General features: G+C 67.7%; 14 protein-coding genes. 7 read left to right on the top strand and 7 right to left on the bottom strand.

Annotation, left to right across the window (positions count from 1 at the left end; all coding sequences use genetic code 11):
• Positions 1-92 precede the first annotated feature (92 nt).
• Complete coding sequence (locus F0U63_RS22015) at positions 93-1,478, top strand: hypothetical protein (RefSeq protein ID WP_395847876.1); 1,386 nt, start codon at positions 93-95, stop codon at positions 1,476-1,478.
• A 132-nt stretch (positions 1,479-1,610) separates the two neighbouring features.
• Here the strand turns inward: F0U63_RS22015 and F0U63_RS22010 are convergent, their stop codons facing one another.
• From F0U63_RS22010 to F0U63_RS21990, 5 genes are all read right to left on the bottom strand, one after another.
• Complete coding sequence (locus F0U63_RS22010) at positions 1,611-2,183, bottom strand: hypothetical protein (protein ID WP_395847875.1); 573 nt, start codon at positions 2,181-2,183, stop codon at positions 1,611-1,613.
• A 462-nt stretch (positions 2,184-2,645) separates the two neighbouring features.
• Positions 2,646-4,463, bottom strand: coding sequence for a pectate lyase (locus tag F0U63_RS22005; RefSeq protein WP_395847874.1), 1,818 nt, complete (start codon positions 4,461-4,463; stop codon positions 2,646-2,648).
• A 134-nt stretch (positions 4,464-4,597) separates the two neighbouring features.
• Complete coding sequence (locus F0U63_RS22000; RefSeq protein WP_395847873.1) at positions 4,598-6,157, bottom strand: apolipoprotein N-acyltransferase; 1,560 nt, start codon at positions 6,155-6,157, stop codon at positions 4,598-4,600.
• Positions 6,147-6,740 carry a PadR family transcriptional regulator gene (locus tag F0U63_RS21995; RefSeq protein ID WP_395847872.1) on the bottom strand — a complete coding sequence of 198 codons (594 nt, stop codon included), beginning with the start codon at positions 6,738-6,740 and terminating at the stop codon, positions 6,147-6,149. Before F0U63_RS21995 ends, F0U63_RS22000 begins: the two co-directional genes overlap by 11 nt.
• A gap of 331 nt (positions 6,741-7,071) precedes the next feature.
• Complete coding sequence (locus F0U63_RS21990; RefSeq protein WP_395847871.1) at positions 7,072-8,922, bottom strand: D-arabinono-1,4-lactone oxidase; 1,851 nt, start codon at positions 8,920-8,922, stop codon at positions 7,072-7,074.
• A 153-nt stretch (positions 8,923-9,075) separates the two neighbouring features.
• Here F0U63_RS21990 and F0U63_RS21985 point away from each other — a divergent pair, with 153 nt between their 5' ends.
• The 4 genes from F0U63_RS21985 to F0U63_RS21970 all read left to right on the top strand — a co-directional run bounded on the left by F0U63_RS21985 (position 9,076) and on the right by F0U63_RS21970 (position 15,334).
• Positions 9,076-12,645 carry a methyl-accepting chemotaxis protein gene (locus tag F0U63_RS21985; RefSeq protein WP_395847870.1) on the top strand — a complete coding sequence of 1,190 codons (3,570 nt, stop codon included), beginning with the start codon at positions 9,076-9,078 and terminating at the stop codon, positions 12,643-12,645.
• Between the two features lie 65 nt (positions 12,646-12,710).
• The gene (locus F0U63_RS21980; protein ID WP_395847869.1) at positions 12,711-13,205 is read left to right on the top strand and encodes a hypothetical protein; all 495 of its coding nucleotides are present in this window, start codon (positions 12,711-12,713) and stop codon (positions 13,203-13,205) included.
• A gap of 12 nt (positions 13,206-13,217) precedes the next feature.
• Positions 13,218-14,093 carry a tetratricopeptide repeat protein gene (locus tag F0U63_RS21975; protein ID WP_395847868.1) on the top strand — a complete coding sequence of 292 codons (876 nt, stop codon included), beginning with the start codon at positions 13,218-13,220 and terminating at the stop codon, positions 14,091-14,093.
• A 2-nt stretch (positions 14,094-14,095) separates the two neighbouring features.
• A complete protein-coding gene (locus tag F0U63_RS21970) occupies positions 14,096-15,334 on the top strand; it encodes an ATP-binding protein (protein ID WP_395847867.1) in 1,239 nt (412 codons plus the stop codon).
• A 91-nt stretch (positions 15,335-15,425) separates the two neighbouring features.
• Here F0U63_RS21970 and F0U63_RS21965 read toward each other — a convergent pair whose 3' ends face one another.
• Positions 15,426-17,669: an RCC1 repeat-containing protein gene (locus F0U63_RS21965; protein WP_395847866.1), complete on the bottom strand. Its 2,244-nt coding sequence runs from the start codon at positions 17,667-17,669 to the stop codon at positions 15,426-15,428.
• Between the two features lie 118 nt (positions 17,670-17,787).
• Positions 17,788-18,690, bottom strand: a complete 903-nt coding sequence (locus tag F0U63_RS21960) for an alpha/beta fold hydrolase (protein ID WP_395847865.1) — start codon at positions 18,688-18,690, stop codon at positions 17,788-17,790.
• 138 nt (positions 18,691-18,828) lie between these two features.
• On the opposite strand from F0U63_RS21960, the gene F0U63_RS21955 reads away from it, so the two are divergent.
• Positions 18,829-20,340: a hypothetical protein gene (locus F0U63_RS21955; protein ID WP_395847864.1), complete on the top strand. Its 1,512-nt coding sequence runs from the start codon at positions 18,829-18,831 to the stop codon at positions 20,338-20,340.
• Between the two features lie 194 nt (positions 20,341-20,534).
• Positions 20,535-21,500, top strand: coding sequence for a DUF6310 domain-containing protein (locus tag F0U63_RS21950; RefSeq protein WP_395847863.1), 966 nt, complete (start codon positions 20,535-20,537; stop codon positions 21,498-21,500).
• The last annotated feature ends 1 nt before the right edge of the window (position 21,501 follow it).

Below are 21,501 nucleotides of genomic sequence, written 5' to 3'. Positions count from 1 at the left end.
CGACACGTCATGCCAGCTCCCCGGATAACCTGGAATCCAGTTATAAGGGTTCAGCTGTCCACATACCGCTCCACGCCCCCGTTGGAAATCGCATGAGACCCTCCCATTTCAAGAGCCTCCTCGCCTTGCTGTTCACGAGCGTGAGTCTGGTCTCCAGCGCCGTCGCGGCGCAGACCCTCTACCTCGTCCCCCAGTACCGCTACAGCTCGGCCGCCAGCAAGGAGAGCAGCAGCACGTTCATCGCCCCGGCGAACACCGTGCTGACGGGCCGCTGGCATGGCGGGGATGAGAATGGACAGACCGTCTATCAATACGCCACGCTCCAGGCGGTCAACGAATACAACCAGCCTGTCCCGGGCACCATCGCGGTCCAGACGCTCGAATGGAGCAATTGGATCAAGGAGTCCTCCGGCATCTGGTTCGATGCGCCCCAGGGCACGGTGTTGATCGGCCGCCAGCACAGCGGTGACGAGAATGGCAACACGCGCTATCTCACCGGCCGCGTCACGCTCAACGGACTGCCCACCGAGGTCATCGATGTCACCACCTCCGGCGGCATCAAGGAGTCCGGCTCCATCTGGTTCACCACCGACTCGCGGCGGGTCATGACCGGCCGCATGCACCAGGGCGACGAGAACAAGAACTCCTACTACCGCAGCGGCACCCTGCGGGTGGCCCTGCCGCCTGCGCCCGATGCCTTCCGCATCATCGTGAAGCTGCACCCCCAGGAAACGTTCTTCCCCATGGCCCCGCTCGACTTCATCCGCGCGTCCCGCTTCCGCCACCACAAGGGGTGGGGCACGGATCAGGGCTACAACAAGTCCAGTGGCTCGTGGATCACCGGGAACGACAAGTCCTGGGACTACTTCGACATCCCCGTGAGCTTCATCAACAGCTACACGATCAACCCGGATGGAACCAACCGCCGCCCCCGGGACTCCAACTCCGGCAGTGATTGGAACGTCTTCCTGCAGCCCGAGGGTCATCCCCAGGGCAACGCCTCACCCACCGGGCAGGTGCCCTCGTTCCGCTACCGCACGCAGGACGGACGCCAGCAGTACTGGCTCTTCTACGGCTACAACGAGTCCACCCACCTCATCAGCTTCTCCCATCAGGGAGACTGGGAAGACATCATCGTCCACACCGACAACGGGCTCATCACCGGCGCGTCGCTGAGCGCGCATGGCGAGCGGACCTTCCATCCCGTCTCCTCGCTGCAGACGTATGTCGATGGCAACATCCAGGTTCTCGTGGTGTATGTCGCCAAGGGCACCCACGCGCTCTACCCCACCGTGGGCAACTTCCACACCGGCGGCACCGACGAGACGCGCGATGGCGGTGTGGAATGGGTCATCACCCATGACGTGCAGGAACTCCAGGATCAGCCGTGGAAGGACTACGCGGGCGCCTGGGGCGAGGTGGGTGAGTTCGCGACCACCACCGGCCCGCTCGGTCCCTGGTACAAGAAGATCCAATAACAGGCTTCGAGCGTCTGGCCGCGCGTGAAGCCTCTCACGCGCGGGCCATCGCCGGGCAAGCTCCTGTGGCTGGAGAGAGGCCGAGGCAGGGAGGATGACGATGCTTACCCCACAGGCCGGAGCAAGGAACTGTTAGCACCCGCAGTCATGCTCCCTCTTATTGCGAATTTGGGTAGAACGCTTGCACTCCCGCTGCTTCCGAAAATCCTGGTACGTCGCTAGCTGGCCCTTGCCAAAGCAGAAGAATGCACTATCACAGTACTGGCCGCCGATTGCGTACCATGGAGACCAATCGCCACACCGGCCGAAGATTCCTTGAGCATGAACGCTGTCACTCGCTAAATCATGGCTGACATCAGTCCCGGAGCTTTTTGGCCGATTGAAATAAACCATTGATTCGCCGCCTTGCGTTTCCTCATAGATGAGCTCGGTCGCTCCGTCAGGCTTTCCTTGTAGTACAGGGAAGACCACAAAGAATCCCTCTGGTCCTTTTGTAGAATATACCGAATCGCTGTCTAGCCGAGCGCCTTCAGCTACAAGGAGAGCAGCCGCATCGATGAATTCGGGATGCTGCTCGATCTTCTCCAATGTTTGCGCATCAATACTTGAGACATGGAGGGTGCTGGCATCATTGGTCGAGCCACATCCAGCCGTCAGCCCAACCAACAGCCCCAAAGTCATGCTCCAAAGGTATGCTTGCGACATAATATCTCTCCAAGCCTGGACTGTTCTTCAAACAATAGATTGCCGCCTGCTTGACGGCTGAGCGAACATGCGACCACAAGCAAGACCGAGCAAGATGGCCGTATAGTGCGACAAGCGCGTTGAATAGTGGCAGCTATACGCACACGCTCAGCAAATGCCCAATCTGGCGACGGACATTCTTTTCAACACCATCGTGAGAGACTGTCCCAAGGGGGCGAGGTGGCGGAATTCGAGAGGATTCTCACTGACATAGGCGCCGCTACGAAGGTCGAGACAATCGCTCTCACTGGCTTCCTGGGCATGTACGCCGCACGACATCCGCTGATCCCCAGATGAGGCGCGACCGCAAGACACGCTACGAGAAGATCCAATTAGTCGGCTTCGAGCGTCTGGCCGCGCGTGAAGCCTCTCACGCGCGGCCCACGGCTAGGCCAGTTCCCCCCTACCCCGGCCCAGCCCACGTCACTTCAGCGGCGAGACGTAGGCGATCAGCTTGCCCATGTTGCTCACGAAGTCCGCGGTGGAGATGCCGTTCAACCGCGGCTTCTTCTCGTAGGTGGCCGGCGGATCCTGGGAGTCGTAGGGCGAGGTGTCGTAGATGTCGCCGACGTGCTTGCTGCGGTACGCGTCACCGGTATAGGGGGTGCTGGGCCCGTTGCCGCGGTACGGGTTGGTGACGAAGGAGGCCGCGACGGCCGGGTCGCTGCGCACCACGGGCGTCAGCCAGTGATCCTTGGTGCCCAGGTCCTGGATCAGCGTGTCGATCGTCTCGTCCGTCACCGCGGACGTGGTCATCACCGCGTCGGCATACAGATCGGGGAAGTCCACCTCGCGAAGCGAGAAGTACTTCGGCAGCGCCCGCGGCTGGGTGGTCTTCAGGGGCGACTTCGCCACCATCTCCGCGATCGCCGCGTCGCTCATCGAGCTGAGCTGATCGTAGGTCGCCCGCAGGTTGGCGATGTTGATGCTGCGGCCCGCCGAGTAGTGCGACGGCGTGTCGTGATGGTCGTGGTCCACGTAGTAGGCGCCATTCCAGATGTTGGAGCCGTAGCGGTGCACGAACAGCGGCCGGTTGGTGCCCAGCTCGATGAAGGTCGGGTGCGTGCGGCCCTTGAGCAGCGGGTTCTCGGCGATCATCTGCTCCGTCAGCCGCGTGCTCTCGAGCCAGGCAATGGCCTCGGGCACCCGCTCGAGATACTTGCGGTCGCCGGTGAGCCGGAAGTAGTGGAACAGCTGCTGGATGTTCGTCTGGGTGGTGTGAGTGGCCAGGGCCCTGGGCTCATAGCTGCGCGCGCCGGCCGGAGCCCCCGCGGGGCGGCCGTCCTGGTCGGCCGACAGGTGTTGCAGCCCCCATCCGGCCTGCGGTGCCGGCTGTTGCAAGCGGCGCAGCGCCTCCATCGCGCGCATGACGGGCTCGATGAGCCGCGTCTCGCCGAGTCCGATCACGCACATCAGCAGGAACTTGATGTTCTCGCCGGCCACATCGTCGTTGAACGTGACGTGCCGCGTGTAGTCGCCGTCCGCCATGCCCTGCGACGCGCCCGACGGCAATTGCTCCGGATTGGGCCGTGGCATGGACGAGATCGCGTTCGGCGCCGGCGGATAGCGCTGCGGCCAGCCGCCGTCGGCGACTCCACCCTTGTACTGCGCGTCGAGGACGAACGAGATCGCCTTGTTCAGCGGCTCGAGGAAGCGAGGATCGCGCTTCTCGAGGTACATGCGCAGGAGGACCTGCGAGGCCACCGCGGTGCCGGCATCGTCGAAGGTCGCGTTGCCGTAATAATGCTGGAACTCCTCGAGCCGCCAGCCGTTGATGCCAATGGTTTCGTACCAGTGCTTCAGCGACTCCTCGCCCGCGAAGTCGTAGATGTAGTTCCAGCCCCCGGCCGGATGTTGCGCCTCGATCAGCGCCAGGCAGCTGCGCTCGGCCGCCCGGTAGAACGCCTCGTCCCCGGTGGCGTGGTAGGCGTCGAGGAAGGAATGAGCCGCGCTCGGCGTGCCGGGAGGCTGGATCCAGCACATGGTGCGCTTGGCTTCCATCTCGCCCCAGCTCTTGGACAGGTCCGCGAGATAGGCCCAGACATAGCCACCGCGATAGGACACCCGCTCGTCCATGTACACGGCGGCGCGCTTCATGGCATCGCGAGCGCGGCTCGCCCGGTCGTCGGTAGGGGTCGGCTCCGGGGGAGTCGGCTCCGCGGGGGTCGGCTCTTCGTCGCCGCGGCACGCCGCCATGGCCAGCGGGGCGAGCCCCAACAGCATGAATGTCCTGCGCTTCATCATCTCGCTCCTGTGCTCCAACGGCGGTGCCGACGCGGCGGAGACGCGGCATTCACGCGCGCGCTCCGGATTGGGCCGCGACGATCGCGCGAAGGGCCTTCGATTTCAACGTGGGCCCCTCGTTGTGCCCTGCGTCAAGCGCCTGGCTGCGCGTGAAGCCTCTCACGTGCGCGCCACCGCCGGGCCAGCCCTCCCACGACGGCCCAGAGCACCCACCCCAGCGCGACCAGGCCGGAGAGCGCCCCCACGGAATCTCCGATGCGCGCGTAGAGCGTGGGCACCCGCCCCACCGGCAGCTCCGCGCGCAACACCCGCTCCTCGGCCGTGAAGTGATCCATCTCGCCGTACACGCGCCCGTAACCATCCACCGCCACGGACATGCCCTGGTTGGCCTGCCGCAACATGCTGAACCCCTGCTCCACCGCGCGGAACACCGCCTGCCGCATGTGCAGCGAGCCGATGCTCCGCCAGTCGCTCGCTGGCAGCAGGAGCAGCTCGAGGCCCCGCTCCGTGGGTCCGGCGAACTGCGCCGGGAAGTCCCCATCGAAGCAGATGGCGCCGCCCACGTTCCCCACGCCCGAGTCCCGCAGCACCGGCACCTCCGGGCTGCCAGGAATGGAGTGATCCGCTTCCCAGCCCGGTACCGGCCGGGCCTTCACGTAGCGCCAGGCCACGTTCCCATCCGGCCCCACCAGGATGAGCTCGTTGCGCAACATGCGCTCCGCCGAGGGCTCGAAGCTCGCCACCGCCATGCCGAGCCACACGCTCCGCTCGCGCGCCAGGGCGCTCCCCCGTGACAGCAGGGCCGGCAGTTGCCCGGCCAGCACCACCGCGTTGCCCTCGGACCAGAGGAGGAGCTTCGCCCCTCGCTCGGCCTCGCGCTCCGACAGGCGCAGCAACTCCTCGTTCACCGCACCCGAGGACTCGGCGAAGGCACGCCAGTCCTCGTCACCGAAGGCCCCGCCCTGGATGAGCCGGGACAGCCCCGCCTCGCGTCCCGCGGCCACCTCCCCCGCCACCGTGATGCCCGCGACCGGCACGCGCTCGCCCACGCTCCCCGCCCCCGCGAGCCGCAACGCGCCGAAAGCGAGGATGGCCCCGAGCACGCCCGCGAACACCGCGAGCCCGGGCAGCACGCGGCGCCCCTCGTCCCGGTGCTCGAAGGCCCAGTTGACCACGGAGGCGAACCACACCAGGACGAACGTCAGGCCCCACAAGCCCGTCACCGACACGAGCTGCACCAGCACGGGCGCCCCCGCCTGGGTGTAGGCCAGCGAGCCCCAGGTGCCAAACGGGTTGCCCTGGCTGCTGAAGAGCTCCAACCCCGTCATCGCCGCCGGCAGGAAGAACGTCCCCGCGAAGGACGCCCGCGGCCCCACGATGAGCCGGTCCGCCAGGAACGTCAGCGCCAGGAAGAGCGCGCCACCGAAGGCCATTCCGAACGTGCCCGCGACGGACCCCGGGAACACCTCCAGGTTCGTCAGCCCCGTGGCGAGGGTGTTCACGCTCAGGATGCCGGCGAAGCCCACCCACGGCCGCTGCTGGCGGACGAAGAAGAGCAACAAGGCGCCCATCAACCACCCGGGCAGCAACGACCCGCGCGAGTTCAAGAGCATCGACATGCCCGCCCCGCCCACCAGGGCGAGCCATGGCAGGAACACCGGCAAGCGCCGCGAACCGTCTTCACCGATCATCCCGCGCCTCCTTCTTCTTCGAAGCCTTCGTGTGCGCCAGACGCTGGAGCGCCTCTCGGGCCTCGTCGCACCAGCGCAGGTGCGCCTCCAGTCCGAGCAACCCCGCGCGAATGGACAGGTGCCAGTAGGGCAACTCCGGATGGCCCTCGCGCGAGCGGCGGACGTCCTCGCTGATGAGCCGCAGCGCGGCCAGCAGCCCCTCGGCCTCGGCCCGGCTGCGCTCCACGTGCTCCAGCGAGTCCTCCGGTCCCACCCGGGCACCGAAGAAGAGCTTGAGCTGAAGTTCGTTGCGCTCCACGTGGGGCACCACCGGCCGCCGCAGCCACTCCGCGAGCACCCGCCGCCCTTGCTCCGTCACCCGGTACACCTTGCGCACCCGCCCCCCTGGCGAGTGCTCCTCCCGGTCGAGCGCCACCAGCCCCTCCGCCTCCATCCGCTCCAGCGTCGGGTACAGGTTGCCGTAGCTCTCCTGCCAGAAGTGCCCCACCGTCCGCTCGATGGCCTGACGCAGGCCGTAACCGCTCATGGGCTCCCGGCACAGCATCCCCAGGATGGCGAACTGACAGGTGTTCTCTCGCGCCACGGTGACCTCCTGCCCTCCTATATATCAGTCTGATACAAATGCACCACGGGAAATGACGCCCGCACGGACGACCTTCGCGGTCACCGAGGGGAAGAACACCCACGTCTCGATCACCCTCGAGCTGGGACCCGCGCGGATGGAGGGGATCATCCTGTACACGACGGCTATGAGGCGGGGATTCAAACGGTTCGAGTGTCTCGCGGGACCACCGTCACGGTCTCGATGACCCTCGTGCCGGAGGCGAATCAGCTCGTGGCCACACCTTAGGTCAGGCCCCCAAGGGGCCTGCCCCGCGGGCCCCCTCCATGCCTTGTGACAACCGCCCTGAAGCTCAGGCGGCCGAGCTCGCCGCGCTCTTCACCTGAACCGCCGCCGGGATGTCCAGGTGCCAGCGCCAGTAGTCGGTGACGAAGAGCTGGGACGGATCCAGCTGCTCGCGCAGCCGCATGAACTCCTGCCACTTCGGGTAGAGCGCACGCAGGTAGCCCACTCCGGTGGCGGAGTCCGCGTCCGGCAGGTACTTGGCCCAGTGCGGCCGGAAGTCATACGGCGCCAGCAGCTTCCAGAACTGCGGGTAGTAGGCCAGTGAGGGATCCTTGAGGTTGTAGGCGAACCAGAAGATGTCGATCCGCACCACCGGCTCTCCGTAGGAGGGGCTCAGCCAGAACTCGGAGCCCTTGGCGGAGTAGATCTCGCAGCTGTAGGTGCCGGTGGCGGCCATGCCGCCCTCCTCGTAGTGCTTGCGCAGCACCTGCATCACCTCCTGCGTGCGCGACAGGGGCACCCAGAGTTCGGTGAACTCGGTGGGCATCCTCACGTCCGAGATCTGGTTGTCCATGGGCAGCGCGGCGTACCAGTAGTCCTGGAAGGTCTGGGTACCGTCCTGGACGAACAAGTCGATGACCCAGCAGACGAAGGCATCGGCGAGCTCGCCGAGCAGCGTGTCCAGCACGTCTCCCACGAGCTTCTTGCCCTCGTCATATAGTTTGCCCAACCACTCCAGCACGCCGCCAATGAGCGCGAGCAGCCCGGACGAGTCCGCGGGCAGGGTCACGACAGGGGGGCCGCCCGGCGGGCCATTGCTCGTCGTGCGCCCGGCCACCTCGGGGACGTGGAGGATGGCCTGGCTGACCAGTGTGGGCCGGTTGAACAGGTGCTGGAGCAGGCGCGTGGAATGGTGCACCTCCCGCTTGCAGAAGTCCTGGAAGTCCAGCCGGACCTGCCGGTTGCCCAGCAGTGCGTGGACCCACTGCGGCCAGGTCCCCACCAGGGTGTAGAAGGCGCTGCCCGCCGCCTGGCCGAGCACCTGGGTCAGCAAGGTGAGCAGGGGAGCGTTGTCGAAGCGCCTGCCGATCTCCACGTACGGCTCGACCTTCATGGCGGGGTCATAGGGGATGCGCTTGCCCTGCCACACCACCATCTTCTCCACGCCCCGCTGCGGCCACCACAGCAGCCGCGCGTACTCCGTCTGCTCGAGGAACTGCCGCAGGCTCGGCTTGCCGTTGTCTCCCGGACCGAACAGATCGATGGCGCAGTCCTTGACCGAGGTGGTGACCTCGGTGCCCTGGAGGGCGAACCTCCTGACGCAGCGGAAGGTGACGGCGGTGATGATGCCCAGCAGGCCCAGCGAGACGCCCGCCGCGCCGAAGAGCTCCGGGTTCTTCTCGCGCGAGGCGAACTGCACCTGGCCCGTGCCGTCGATGAAGCGGATGGCATGAATGGCATCGCCGACGGAGTCCTCGAGTGAGCCACCGGCCGAGCCCGTCGAGATGAAGCCCGCCACGGTCTGATGGATGATGCCGCCCGTGTCCGGGAAGGCCCACCCCTTGTCGTTGATCTGAGCGAAGAGGCTGTTGTCCCAGGTCGAGGTGGCGGAGGGATCATGCGGATCCTGCCCCAGGTTGCAGCCCGCCTCGGCCGTCACCAGGATGGACTCCGCGGTGGCCGTCTCCTCGTGGAGGGTCACCGCGCGCATTTGATCGAGCATGAGGTTGAAGCCGCTCGTGCGAGCCATGCCCTTCTGGTAGTTGCTGGTGTAGATGGCCGCCGCCACCGTGTGTCCCGAGCCGCGCACGCGCACCTGCTGCCTTCGTGCTCGCGCCTCCTGGATGATGGCGATGATCTGCTGCTCGTTGGTCGGATGGTAGAAGCCATCCTGGCCGATGGTGATGAGGTCGCTCACGTGGTCCCCCCTTCCCGTGATGGGTGGACTGGGAACGCTACTTCCGCCCGCATGCCCGGCGCCAGTGCCCCCTTCACACGCCGGCCCGCCAGAGCGTCTTGACGGTGCGGCTCGGGATCATCCCGGCCCCTCCAGATGGAGCGGTAGGGCGGTATGGGTGACGAAGAGCGAGCACTGTTGAAAAGCCAGTTCAAGGCTCACCTGGGCGCGCTCCTGTTGGGGACGGCGCCCCAGACCTATCTGCAAGGGCTGGTGCTCGGGCTGGAGGATCCGGTCCTCCTCCAACGGATGTTCCTGTTGAACATGCCGTGCTTCCTGCTCGTCTATGGATTGCTGGTCCCGCTGCCGTGCCAGTTCCTCACCATCCGCCATGCGCTGGCGCATGTCTCCGGGGAGCGCCCCGGACAGCGGCTCGTGCGCCTGCTCCAACTGCCCCGGAACCTCGAGCTGTACCACATGGCGGCGCTCGCCCTGCTGGTCGTCTTCATCAGCACGATGAACTGCCTGTGGTTCGACCGGAGCCTGCTGCTCGTCGTGCCCTGTACCCTGGTGCAGACACTGTTCGCCCACTTCGTCTCCGTCCAGCACGTCTTCTGGATGGAGGAGCGTCTGCGTCCGCTGGCGCTGGAAGAACTGCGGCGGGCACCCGACGTCCAGCTCCCCTGGCGCGGCGGCATCCGCTGGCGCACCTTCCACTGGTACCTGCCCTACACCGTGGCCCTCACCTTCACCTGCACCCTGGTGATGTCGGCCACCATCCTCTGGAGTCAGGGCCGCAAGGCCCTCCGGGAACTGGCGGAGGCGCTGGCCGCCCAGGGTCTCCCCGACGCCGCCGAGAGGCTCGCGAGACAGGTGGAGCGCCTGGGGAGCGAGAGCCTCGAGCCCATGCTCCTGCTGGGCGCGTTCCTGCTCGTCTGTTCCACCCTGGCGGCCCGATGGACCGCGGAGCAGATCGTCCGCGGCGCCCAGGCCTGCCGCGACTCCATCGAGCGCATGGCGCTCGGGGCCTATCACCCGCCGGAGTGGGTCTCCACCGACGAACTGGGACGCCTCTCGGCGGTGACCGCCAGGGCCTTCCAGGGCATCGAGCGACAGGCGCGGCGCGTGCGCGAATCGGCGGATGCGCTCGGTCGCGCCGCGCAGGCGCTGGATGAGGCGCGCAGGGGCAAGGAAGGCAGTCTGTCCCGGCAGGCCGCGGCGCTCCAGGAGGTGCGGGTGGTGTCCGAGACCATCCAGCGGGCATCCCTGGTGGCGGCCCAGAAGGCGGAGAAGGTGCTCGCCATGACTGGCGATGCCCGCACGCTTCTCCAGGCGGGCGAGACGGCCTCCGCGGAGGGGCTCGCGGGATTGACCGCCGTCCGCGAGCAGGTCTCGGCGATGAGGGCGCGCGTCCGGGAGCTCGAGCGCCACGCCGGGAGGGTCCGGGCCGTGGCCCTCCTGGTGAAGGACTTCGCCGACCAGTCCCGGATGATCTCGCTCAACGCGGAGCTCGAGGCCGTGCGCGTCGGCGATGGCTCCCTGGGCTTCAGGCACGTGGCCCTCAAGCTGCGCGCCCTGGCGGAGCAATCCATCCAGTCCACCCACCGGGTGGCGGAGATCGTCCAGGGCCTCTTCGGCGCCATCCGGGAGACGGCGCGCCTGATGGACCGTGGCACCGAACAGGTGCAGGCGAGCCTGCGGGCGGTACCCAGATCGGGCGAGGCGCTCCATCAACTGGGCGCCATCATCGCCAATGCCAACCAGGCGGCCCAACGCATCTCCTCCGTGTCCGCCCAGCAGCGCGAGGGGATCCTCCAGCTGTCCCAGGCGGTCGCCGGCCTCTCCCATTCGGCGGCGGAGACGCTCCGGCAGCTCGAGGGCTCGTCCCAGGTCACCCGTCGCGTCGAGCAGGTCGCGGGACAGGTGCGGGCCGCCCTGCGGGAGTGGGGCCGGGGGGACGTGCCGCCGCCAGAGCCCGCCGCCCACGAAGCGCCCCCGCGCCATCACCTGCTGCGCGGGCTGTTGCTGTTGCGGCTGGCCCACCTGCTGGGCGTGCTACTTCCCCTGGCGTACCTGGGAGGCCACCTCCTTGGGCTCGAGGCGTGGGAACTTCGCTCCGCAGCCGTGTATGTGCTCCTCCCGTTCGGCGTGCTCGGGGGAGTGCTCCTTCCCTGGGGGATGGATCACCTGCTGGTGGCGCACGCCTTGAAGGAGGAGCCCGCGTCGGCCCGGCTCGAGCGGCTGCTCGTGTTGCCCCGGCGCAAGCTGCTGCTGCACCTGGGGTTGCTCGCGCTGTCGTTCACCGCGGCCGCGGCGGCCTGCTGCCTGTTGTACGGCCGGAGCCTCCTGCTCGTCCTGCCCTGCACGGGCGTGTCGATGCTGCTGTGCGCCTTCGCGGGCATCCCCCAGACGCTCTGGCTGGAGGCGCGGGTCCGTCCGCTCGTGCTCCGGGAGTTCCACCGTGACCCCGAGTCTTCCCTGTCCCGCGGCGGCGTCTACTGGCGCAGGCTGCGCTGGTACCTGCCCTGCCAGTTGGGTCTCACCGCCGCCTGCACGCTGGTGCCAGCCGTGGTGCTGCTGGCACGAATGGGAATCGACTCCTCGCGGGAGCTGATGGCGGAGCTGGGGCCACGCCATGCGCCGCTCGTGCACCAGTTCCTCTGGAAGTTGCTGCACGAGGCCTTGCCGACGGTGGTGTTCCTGGGCTCCTTCCTGACGCTGTGCGCGGGCTTGAGCGCGTGGCGGATGGCGCGCCAGCTCGACCAGGGCGCGCGGGAACTCGAGTCCGCCATCGCGAGCATCGCGGCGGGCAGCCCGCGCCCCCCCGCGTGGATCTCCACCGACGAGCTGGGCGGCCTCGCCGTCACCACCCTGTCCATCTTCCAGCGGCTCTGGACGCTCACCCAGGGCTTGCACGAGGCCGCCGGGCAGCTCGGCCGCGCCGCCACGGAGCTGAGCGCCTCGCACGACGCCCAGACGCGCGGCCTCTCCGAGCAGCGGGAGCTGCTGCGACACACCGAGGACCTCGCGCATTCGGTGAAGCGGATGTCCAAGGATGCGTCTCGTGGCGCCGAGGTGGTGCTCGAGGGCGGCGCCCACGCCGAGACGCTCCACCGGTACGGATTGGAGGCCGTGGCCCGGGGATACGAGGGACTGATCGACATCCGCCGGCAGATCTCGTCCCTGGAGACACGGCTCCAGACGTTGGAGCAGGACGCCCGGCGGATCCGCCAGATCACCGCGTCCATCAAGGATCTCTCGGATGAGTCGGACATCCTCGCGCTCAACGCCGCCATCACGGCGATGCAATCCGGGGAGCTGGGGCAGACCTTCGGCGTGGTGGCGAAGGAGGTGCGCGTGTTGGCGGACCGTTCCCTCCAGGAGACGCGGGAGGCGGGCCGGCTGCTCCAGGAGCTCCTCCAGGCCATCGACGCGACAGGGGTGATGGTGCGCGAGGGCACGGCGCGGGTGCAGGACAGTCTGGCGCGCGTCGAGGCCTCCGGGGAGACGTTGCGCCAGCTCTTCGCCCTGGTCCAGGAAGGTCACGGCAGCGCACGGCAGATCGCCGCGACCATCCACCAGCAGGGCGCGGGCATCGCGCAGGTCTCCCAGTCGATAACCGAGATGTCCCAGATGATGGGCGAGCTGATGGAGCGGCTCGCGACCTCGGCCCGGGTGGCCGCGGACGTCGATCGTCTCACGGAGCAGCTGAGGACCGCCATGCAGGGGCCCGTGCGGCCCTGAGCCGCGAGCCTGGTGCGGAGCACCTTGCCTGTACGCCGTGCCCCGGGAGTACAGTACGCGCTCTCATGTCCCTCTCCGAGCCGTCCGCGAACGCCCTGCTGCAACCCACCCTGACGGAGTCCGCCCCTCCGCGGGCGCTGCTCTCCGAGCGCGCCACCTTCTTCTCCGCGTTCTTCGGCGGACCGTGGGCCGCGCTGTACATGATGGCCGCCAACTTCCGGCGGCTAGGCCGCCTCGAGCGCGCGATGCCGGTGCTGGCCGCCGCGGCGCTGCTCGGTGTGGCGGCGCTCGTGATCACCTTCGTGACGATCGCGCGCCCCGAGCTCGCCGCCGAGTGGACTCCGTCGGATATGCGGAGTACCTGGATGGCCCGCCGGAGCAACAACCTCCTCGGTATGCTCGCGTGGGGGGTGTGCTACCTGCCCATGCGCGCGCACTTCCGCGCCGCGGACATGTCGGACCTCGGCTACGCCCGGCCCTGGGGCACGGTGGTGCCCGCCATGCTCTTCGCCATGTTGGTGCACGGGGTGGTGGTCGGCCTCGCTCTCTTCCTGCGCTGAGGACTCCTCACCATGCGCCTTTCCCCCGAGATCTCCCACCAGGTCGAGCACCTGCTCGACGTGGAGCGCTTCGACGATGCCCGCCGGCTGCTGGCCGCACCCCTGCGGGAGGCCCCGGACGACACGGAGCTGCTCTTCCTCGCCGCACGCGTGGAGCACGGCGCGGACAGGCACGCGGAGGCCGAGCACTGGGTCGCCGAGGTGCTGGGGCGTGCGCCGGAGCACGCCGGGGCGCGGGTGCTGCGCTTCCAGCTCCTGCTGAAGGCCAGGCGCTACGCGCAGGCCGAGCAGGAGGTGCTCTCCCTGCTGCGCGAACGGCCCGAGGAGGCGCGCCTCTACGCGCTCTATGCGCGGCTGATGCTGGAGACCCTGCACGTGGAGAAGGCCCGCGCGCTGGTGGACGAGGCGCTGCGACTGGATCCCTCCCATGGGTTGGCCCGCGTCCTCGACGCGCTCGTCTCCGTGGTGCAAGGGCGGATGGACGGGGCGAAGGCCCGGGTGGCGGAGCTGGTGCGCAGCTCTCCCGATGCGGAGGCGGTGGCCTGGACACTGCTCGCCGTTCTGCAGTCGCAGCACCGCTACTCGGAGGCCTTTCAGGTGGCGCGGGAGCTGCTTCGAGCGCGGCCCTCGGACCCGCAGGCGCTGGAGGCACTGATCCATCTGCGCGCCCTCACGCACTGGAGCTCGCGCCCGCTCTGGCCCCTGATGCGCTTCGGCTGGGGGGCGAGCATGGTGCAGTGGATGGTGGCCACCTTCGGGCTGATGGGGCTGCGCCGGGTGGCCCCGCGATTGAGTGCTGTGCTGGGGCTGGGATTCCTGCTCTACGTCATCTACTCCTGGGTTCAACCGCCGCTGCTGCGCCGGTGGCTTCGCTGGAGAGGATTCTAGGGATGATGCGTCCACGTACCGAGCTGGAGCGCCTGCTGGCCTCCGACCCTTTCGACACCGCCCTCCGGGCCGAGTACGCCTTGCAACTGCTCGAGGCCGGCGAGCACGGCACGGCCCTCCGCCAGTACGAACTGCTGCGCAAGCAGGCCCCGGCCCAGGCGGCCTTCGCCCTGGGAGTGGCGCGCTGCGCGTGGAAGGAGGGAGACACCGAGGCGGCACGGCGCGCCTATGCCGAGGCGCGCGGGCTGGAGGGGTTCACCGAGGACGCGGAACTCGCCCAGGCCCTGGGCGCGGCGCGCGTCCAGCCTGGCCTGCGGGTGGTGCAGGGCGAGGCACCCAGGGAGCCGCCGGTCGCGGAGGTGGTGCCGCTGACGGCCTCGGGAACGGTGCGCTTCGCCGACATCGTGGGCATGGAGGAACTCAAGCGCACCATCCGGTTGCGCATCGTGGAGCCCTTCCTCAAGCCGGGGCTCTTCGCGCGCTTCGCCAAGAAGACGGGCGGAGGGCTGCTGCTCTACGGGCCTCCGGGGTGCGGCAAGACGCTCATCGCCCGCGCCATCGCCGGGGAGTGCAAGGCGACCTTCATCTCCGTGGGCATCAGCGACGTGCTCAACATGTGGATCGGCGAGAGCGAGCGCAACCTCTCCGCCCTCTTCGAGAAGGCCCGCGGCCAGCGCCCCGCGGTGCTCTTCTTCGACGAGCTGGATGCGCTCGCCTACTCCCGCTCCAAGGCGAGCAGCGAGCACACCCGCGCGCTGGTCAACGAGTTCCTCAACCAGCTCGACGGCATGGCGGGCAACAACGAGCGCATCCTCGTGTTGGCGGCCACCAACATGCCCTGGGACGTGGACAATGCCATGAAGCGCCCGGGCCGCTTCGACAAGCAGGTCTTCGTCCCGCCGCCGGACGCGGAGGCACGCGCGGAGATGTTCCGGCTGAAGCTGCGCGGGCTGCCCACCGAGGCGATCGAGCCGCTCGCGCTGGCGCAGGTGACGGCCCAGGCCTCGGGCGCGGACATCGATGGCATCATCGAGGAGGCCAAGGAGCGCGTGCTCGCCGACATCGTGGAGCGCGGCGTGGAGCGATCCCTCACCCAGGCGGACCTGCTGGAGGCCGCGCGCGCCAGCCAGCCCTCCACCCTGGAGTGGCTGCGCACCGCGAAGAACCTGGTGAAGTACGGCGGGGACGGCGCCTACCGCGACGTGGAGGCGTACCTCAAGGCGCACCGCCTGTTGGTGTGAGCCCGCCGCCGGGGCGCGGGACGGCACCTGACACCGCCCCGCCCGGTGGCTGGCCACACGGGCGGAAGCGGCCTTCAGGTCGGGGAGGGACTCAATACAGGGTTCGGGCGACGGTCGTGACGAACAGGGGCAAGCCGTTGCCCAACTCGCCATGGTAGTTGAGACCCCAGGCCCAGATGGTGCCGTCGAAGCGCACCACCGCCGAGAAGTCATCGCCAGCGGCCACGGAGGCCACTCCGCTCAACCCTGGCACCTGCATCGGCGCGTAACGCGCGGTCGTGGTGCCATCGCCCAGCTGGCCCTCGTCGTTGTAGCCCCAGGCCCACACGGTGCCATCGGAGTGCACCGCCGCCGAGAAGGAATCGCTCGCGACGACAGCCATGACGCCGCTCAACCCTGTCACCTGCACCGGCGTGTAGCGCGCCGCCGAGGTGCCATCGCCCAGCTGTCCGTTGTAGTTGTAGCCCCAGGCCCACACGGTGCCGTCGAAGCGCATCGCCAACGCGTGGTTGGTGCCCGCGGAGACAGCCACGACGCCGCTCAACCCTGGCACCTGCGCCGGCGTGGGCGTGGCGAGATAGGTCGTGGTGCCATTGCCCAGCTGGCCCTCGTGATTGCGGCCCCAGGACCACACGGTGCCATCGGAGCGCACCGCCAGAGAGAAGGACTCGCCAGCGGCCACGGCCACGATCCCGCTCAACCCCGGCACCTGCGCCGGCGTGTTGCGAATGACCGTGGCGGCATCCCCGAGCTGGCCATGATAGTTGTAGCCCCAGGACCACACGGTGCCATCGGAGCGCACCGCCAGCGCGTGCTCCTCGCCCGCGGCCACGGCCACGGCGTCGCTCAACCCCTGCACCTGCACCGGAATCGAGCGATCACTCCAGGTGCCATCACCCAGCTGGCCATCGTCGTTGTCGCCCCAGGACCACACGGTGCCATCGGAGCGCACCGCCAGCGAGAAGGACGTGCCAGCGGCCACGGCCACGGCGTCGCTCAGCCCCAGCACCTGCGCCGGCGCGGAGCGAGCGAGCAGGGAGCCATTGCCCAGCTGGCCATGAGTGTTGCGGCCCCAGGCCCACACGGTGCCGTCGGAGCGCGTCGCCAGCGAGTGGTCGAAACCCGAGGACACCGTGACGGCATCGCTCATTCCCTGGGTCTGCACCCGCTCCAGATTGAGTGAAGCACCCGTGCCCAATTGGCCCAGGTCGTTCTGGCCCCAACCCCACACGGAGCCATTGGAGCGCATCGCCAGGGCGAAGCCATAGCCGGCGGCCACGGCCGAGGTCCCGCTCAGTCCCGGCAGCGGCGTGGCCGTCAGAAGGGGGCCGTTCTCCCGGCCTTCAATCTCCAGCGAGTTGGCGCCCCAACCCCACACGGAGCCATCGGAGCGCACCGCCAGCGAGAAGGAGGTCCCCGCGGAGACGCTCACGGCTCCGGTCAGCCCCTTCACCTGCACCGGCGTGAGGGAATCGTCCCGGTTGCCAGTCCCCAACTGGCCATGGTCGTTGTAGCCCCAGGCCCACACGGTGCCATCCGAGCGCAATGCCAGTGAGTGGTAATAGCCTCCAGCGGCCACGTTCACGACCTTGGTCAGCCCAGGAACCTGCGCTGGCGTGGAGCGATCCGGGTTGGGGAAGCCATTGCCCAGCCCGCCATAGAGGTTGCTGCCCCAGGACCAGACGGTGCCATCCGAGCGCACCGCCAGCGAGTAATTCGCGCCAGCGGCGACGGCGACGACTCCGCTCAGCCCCAGCACCTGCACCGGTGTGCGGCGGTCGTTCGTGGTGCCATCGCCCAGTTGGCCATAATAGTTTTCACCCCAGGCCCACACGGTACCGTCGGAGCGCACCGCCATCGAGTGGGTGAGGCTGGCGGCGACGGCGACGACGCCGCTCAGTCCCAGCACCTGCACCGGCGTGGAGCGGAAGGTCCAGGTGCCATCGCCCAGCTGGCCATCGGAGTTGGAGCCCCAGGCCCACACGGTGCCGTCGGAGCGCACCGCCAGCGAGTGGAAATCGCCAGCGGCGACCGTCACGACGCCGCTCAGCCCCTGCACCTTCACCGGCGTGGAGCGTTTGGTCGTGGTGCCATCTCCCAGTTGTCCGGCGATGTTCTCGCCCGAGGTCCAGACCGTGCCATCCGAGCGCACGACCATCGAATGCGTCCGCCCCGAGGCCAGGCGGGGCCTCGCCTGCACTCCTTGTTGGGCGGAACCCAGTGCTTCCTGCGCTGGTGACGATGCGTCGGTGGGCAGGCCACAGCCGCTCACCATCCACACTCCAAGCCAGACACCCAACAATCTGCTCATCCACGACCGCATGCCGCGTTGCATTCCTACACTCCGAGTCCGAGAGGGGGGTTGAAGCGGGTGGACGTCGGACCCATTGGGAAATTCAAATTAATCCGAAAAGACTGGGAGTCCGTGATCGGCGCATGGACGCGTCCATCCGTCACGTTCGCGCCTCACCCCGCCGAACGATCGCGGCGATGTGCTCGGCGATCCGCTCCCAGAGGCCCGGCGGGAGGTTGTGGCCCATCCCCTCGATGAGCACGAGCTCGGCACCGGGGATGGCGGCCGCCGTGGCGCGCCCCCCGCTCGGGTCGCACATCGTGTCGGCGAGCCCATGCAGCACGAGCGCCGGCACGTCGAGTGTTCGCAGCCGCTTCGTGCGATCTCCCGAGGCGACCGTCGCGACGGCCTGGCGCGCGATCGCGGCTTCGTCATGGTCGCGGTCGTATGCGAGCCCGGCCACCGCGGCCACCTGGGCCAGGTCCGGCGGAAAGGCCGGTGAGCCGACGATTTCGATGATCCGCAAGGCGCGTGCGACGACCTCCTCGCGCGTGCGAGCCGGAGGACCTCCGAACACCGACTTCATCGTCGCGGGGTGGACCTGCCCTACCGCCATGTCTCCGGTGGTCGACATCATCGACGTGAGGGAACGCACCCGCTTCGGGTGCTCGATCGCCAGGGTCTGGGCGATCGCGCCTCCCATGGATGCGCCCACGACATGCGCGGCGTCGATGTTCAACACGTCGAGCAGGCCCACCGCGTCAGCGGCCATGTCCGACAGGGTGTACGAAGCGGACGACAAGTCACCCCTGAGCGCGGCGGGCAGATCGGCGGGCGGTGCCTCGCGCAGGTGCGTGGAGCGCCCTGAGTCGCGGTTGTCGAAGCACACGACATGCAGTTCACGTTTGACGAGCGCCTCGAGAAAGCCGAGCGGCCAGTTCACGAGCTGGGCGGCAATGCCCATCACCAGCAAGACGGTCGGGTGTGCCGGGTTGCCGCGCTGCGCGTAGGCGATGTCCATGCGCGACGGCCCCACGCCGCGCGCCAGCTGTTCGTTCAGCATGATTCGTCCTCCGTTTCGTGAAGGGTGGCAAGTGCCTGGTCGAGGTAGCACATCAACTTGGAGTCCCATCCTGGTGCCCCTCCGGAAAGTTCGGCGGAAGGCACCTGACCGCTCCCGAATCGTGTAAAATCCGATTTCATGGCCAAGACCTGCTACAGCTGCGCCCAGGTAAATGTCGACTCACTCAAGCGGTGCTTTGACTGTGGTCAGCCGCTGCCGCCGATCTCCGACAATGGCCAACGTCCCAGCCTCGACGTCTCGCGGTTCGAGATACCCGCCGAAGGCATCAAGCTGCTCGAGCGGCTGGGCCAGGAGAGCCGGATCCGTATCTATGTGGAGACTGGCAGCAACAAAGGTCATCAGTCCGCCTCGGTGACCCTGGCCCGCAAGCTGATTCAACGGTTCAAGACGAGGAACCCGAAGCTCGTCCTCGAGTTCCTGTGCAACGACGAGGACGCGGCCTCCAAGGCCCGGTCCATCATCGGCGGAAAGACCCTGGACAAGGTGGCGGTCGAGGTCACGACCTTTGGCAGGTGGTTCTCTCCATCTCGCGTCAACTTCGCGTTCTCCGGCGCGGTCGATGCGCCCGAGGTGACATTCCGCCGGCTCAACAGTCAGTGCTTCATCGGGCTTCAACCCTACGGCTGGGCCGGCGGCGCCGAAGTCTCCATGACCGGCGACAAGCAGGTGATCCTGGCGAAAGCCTGCAAGCTGATGGCCGCGCCCGTGACGACGCAGATCTCGTTTCCCGTCTCGTTCAATCGCCTCCCGTTCACCGAGAGCGACGCCTCCTCGAACGATTGGGTTCCACAGAAGGCACCGGACCTGACGGTCAAGAAGATCCTCGACTACGCGCGCGGCTCCTTGCGGCTCAAGAGCCCGCGTCCGCACCAGGGCCCGCGCGTGTACGTATGTCCCATCTACGGCATGGGCAAGGGCCAGCCCATGGAGGAGTTGGGGGCCAAGGTCTGGACCAATGTGGGGACGGCGCTGGCGCGGATCGCGAGGACGAAGGGCCTGCCGGGGGGCGTCCTGCTGCTCAACCTGTCGAAGGACACGGGGAGCAATCCCCAGGTCTGGCGCGCGGTGAAGCAGCACTTCGCCAGCGACGCCCTCGTGAAGGTGCTCGACAATCCCATCTCCTTTGATGATGTGGACGACATCTTCGAGGAGTTCGAAAAGGGCTTGAAGCTGTGCATCTGCACCGTTGGAGGTGACAAGGATCAGCTGACCATGGACCGCGCCTATCGCGAATGCCCGCTGCCTCCCATCTTCGAGGGCCAGGGCAGTCTCACGCAGGTCCTCTCGATGGGGCGTCCGTTCATCAAGTACTCGAGCCGGGCCGCGGTCGATGCCGCCTGGACCTCGGACTACCTGCCCGTCCCTGGCTATGACAACGCCGTCGTCTCCATGCAGAAGCTGTGCAACGCCATTGGTGAGACGCTCGACTTCAAGAAGCCGATCTCGCCGGATGATCTCTGTGGGCTCTTCCTGCAGATGGTCGATCCCGACTCCCTGCTGAGCAGCTACTTCAGGGAGTGCCGCAAGATGGCCGTCGATACGAGGTTCGACCGCCTCGCCTGGGCCGCCGAAGCACTCACCCGGATGAATTCACACGGCATCGGAACGCTCATCCCCAAGCCGAAGTAGCCTTCTCACCAGCCTCTACGGCTGGCTCTCGACGGGCCAGCGCATGGCTCGCGTCCGCTCCGCGTAATCGCATGGAGCGGGTCGGGTCGGCCCCTGGAGACGGCGGGAATCAAACCCGCGAACGGGCGCGCCGTCATACTCCGACCGGCCCCGCCAGGACCTGACGGGTCCTAGTTCCTATAGAGGACCCGTTCATGCGTCTCCGAGCGTGCATCGCACTTTTGCTCTATGTCTCCGCCTGCGCTACGCCAGCGCTCACCTCAACAGAGCCAGCGGCCCGCGACCCGAGGCTCGCCAACCTCCAGCGCGCGGCGAAGCTGCCCTGGATGGACGGGGGGCGGTGCGCCGTCCGCGAAGCTTCCGAGCCCTGGCCCGTGCTGGCGGAGCGGTGCTATCAAGCCCTCGACCATGACCGGATCGAGTTTCACGACATCACGGGACGATGCGCGGTGGCCTCCGCGGGCGCCGCGGCCATGGGGCTCGGGGTCTGCGTTCTGGCCGCACCGGAGATCATCGTGGGAGCGGTAGTTGTGGCGGGTGTGGTGGTGGTGGGCTTCGCGCTCTCAGATGCGCTGGAGGCTTACGAGAAGAGGGGCCGTCCCCAGGTTCGGCCGCCGCCTACGGAGCCGGTGCCGGAGACGCGGCCGGTGCCGGAAGCGCGGCCCGTGCCTGTAACGAAGCCCGCTCCGCAGAAACCCTCGCCGAAAAAAAAAGTGCCCAAGCCGGAGCCTAAGGGGCCGGACTTTTTCCCGCCGCTGGATCCACCCGAAGTCACGGAGCGAGATCGCAACAGGTGCGAGCCCGTCCCAGTGCCGTACCACCGTGGCGGCAATAAACTGCACAACAAGTGCGCTGACAGAATTCCGTTCAACAGTTTCCCCGGCGGGGATGTGTTCGTGAATGGGAAGAACTTCGACGCGCTACAACTGGCCACGCGCACGCTGTGGGAGGTCAAGACCGACAACTTCGACACGTTCCCGGACGACCTACAGGTCATCGTGGTCAAAAGTCAGGTGCCGAAGTTGAGACACGAGCGCGCCCTCGCTCTGGCTTGCGGATTGGACTTCCACGTCGGCGTGCGCAGAGAAGAGCACAAAGAAGCGCTGGAAGAAGAGGCCCCGGATCTTATTGGCCTCATCGTTGTCATGGACTGGTGCTGAG

Source organism: Cystobacter fuscus, from assembly GCF_044360685.1.
Classification (GTDB): domain Bacteria; phylum Myxococcota; class Myxococcia; order Myxococcales; family Myxococcaceae; genus Cystobacter; species Cystobacter fuscus_C.
The sequence above is the reverse complement of the archived record's forward strand: the minus strand, read 5'-3'. Positions and strand labels throughout refer to the sequence as shown.

What these genes read in the sequence shown, in the direction of transcription:
- F0U63_RS22015 (WP_395847876.1), top strand. Translation starts at nt 93, where the DNA reads ATGAGACCCTCCCATTTCAAGAGCCTCCTCGCCTTGCTGTTCACGAGC.
- F0U63_RS22010 (WP_395847875.1), bottom strand. Translation starts at nt 2,183, where the DNA reads ATGTCGCAAGCATACCTTTGGAGCATGACTTTGGGGCTGTTGGTTGGG.
- F0U63_RS22005 (WP_395847874.1), bottom strand. Translation starts at nt 4,463, where the DNA reads ATGAAGCGCAGGACATTCATGCTGTTGGGGCTCGCCCCGCTGGCCATG.
- F0U63_RS22000 (WP_395847873.1), bottom strand. Translation starts at nt 6,157, where the DNA reads ATGATCGGTGAAGACGGTTCGCGGCGCTTGCCGGTGTTCCTGCCATGG.
- F0U63_RS21985 (WP_395847870.1), top strand. Translation starts at nt 9,076, where the DNA reads ATGGGTGACGAAGAGCGAGCACTGTTGAAAAGCCAGTTCAAGGCTCAC.
- F0U63_RS21980 (WP_395847869.1), top strand. Translation starts at nt 12,711, where the DNA reads ATGTCCCTCTCCGAGCCGTCCGCGAACGCCCTGCTGCAACCCACCCTG.
- F0U63_RS21975 (WP_395847868.1), top strand. Translation starts at nt 13,218, where the DNA reads ATGCGCCTTTCCCCCGAGATCTCCCACCAGGTCGAGCACCTGCTCGAC.
- F0U63_RS21970 (WP_395847867.1), top strand. Translation starts at nt 14,096, where the DNA reads ATGATGCGTCCACGTACCGAGCTGGAGCGCCTGCTGGCCTCCGACCCT.
- F0U63_RS21965 (WP_395847866.1), bottom strand. Translation starts at nt 17,669, where the DNA reads ATGCAACGCGGCATGCGGTCGTGGATGAGCAGATTGTTGGGTGTCTGG.
- F0U63_RS21960 (WP_395847865.1), bottom strand. Translation starts at nt 18,690, where the DNA reads ATGCTGAACGAACAGCTGGCGCGCGGCGTGGGGCCGTCGCGCATGGAC.
- F0U63_RS21955 (WP_395847864.1), top strand. Translation starts at nt 18,829, where the DNA reads ATGGCCAAGACCTGCTACAGCTGCGCCCAGGTAAATGTCGACTCACTC.
- F0U63_RS21950 (WP_395847863.1), top strand. Translation starts at nt 20,535, where the DNA reads ATGCGTCTCCGAGCGTGCATCGCACTTTTGCTCTATGTCTCCGCCTGC.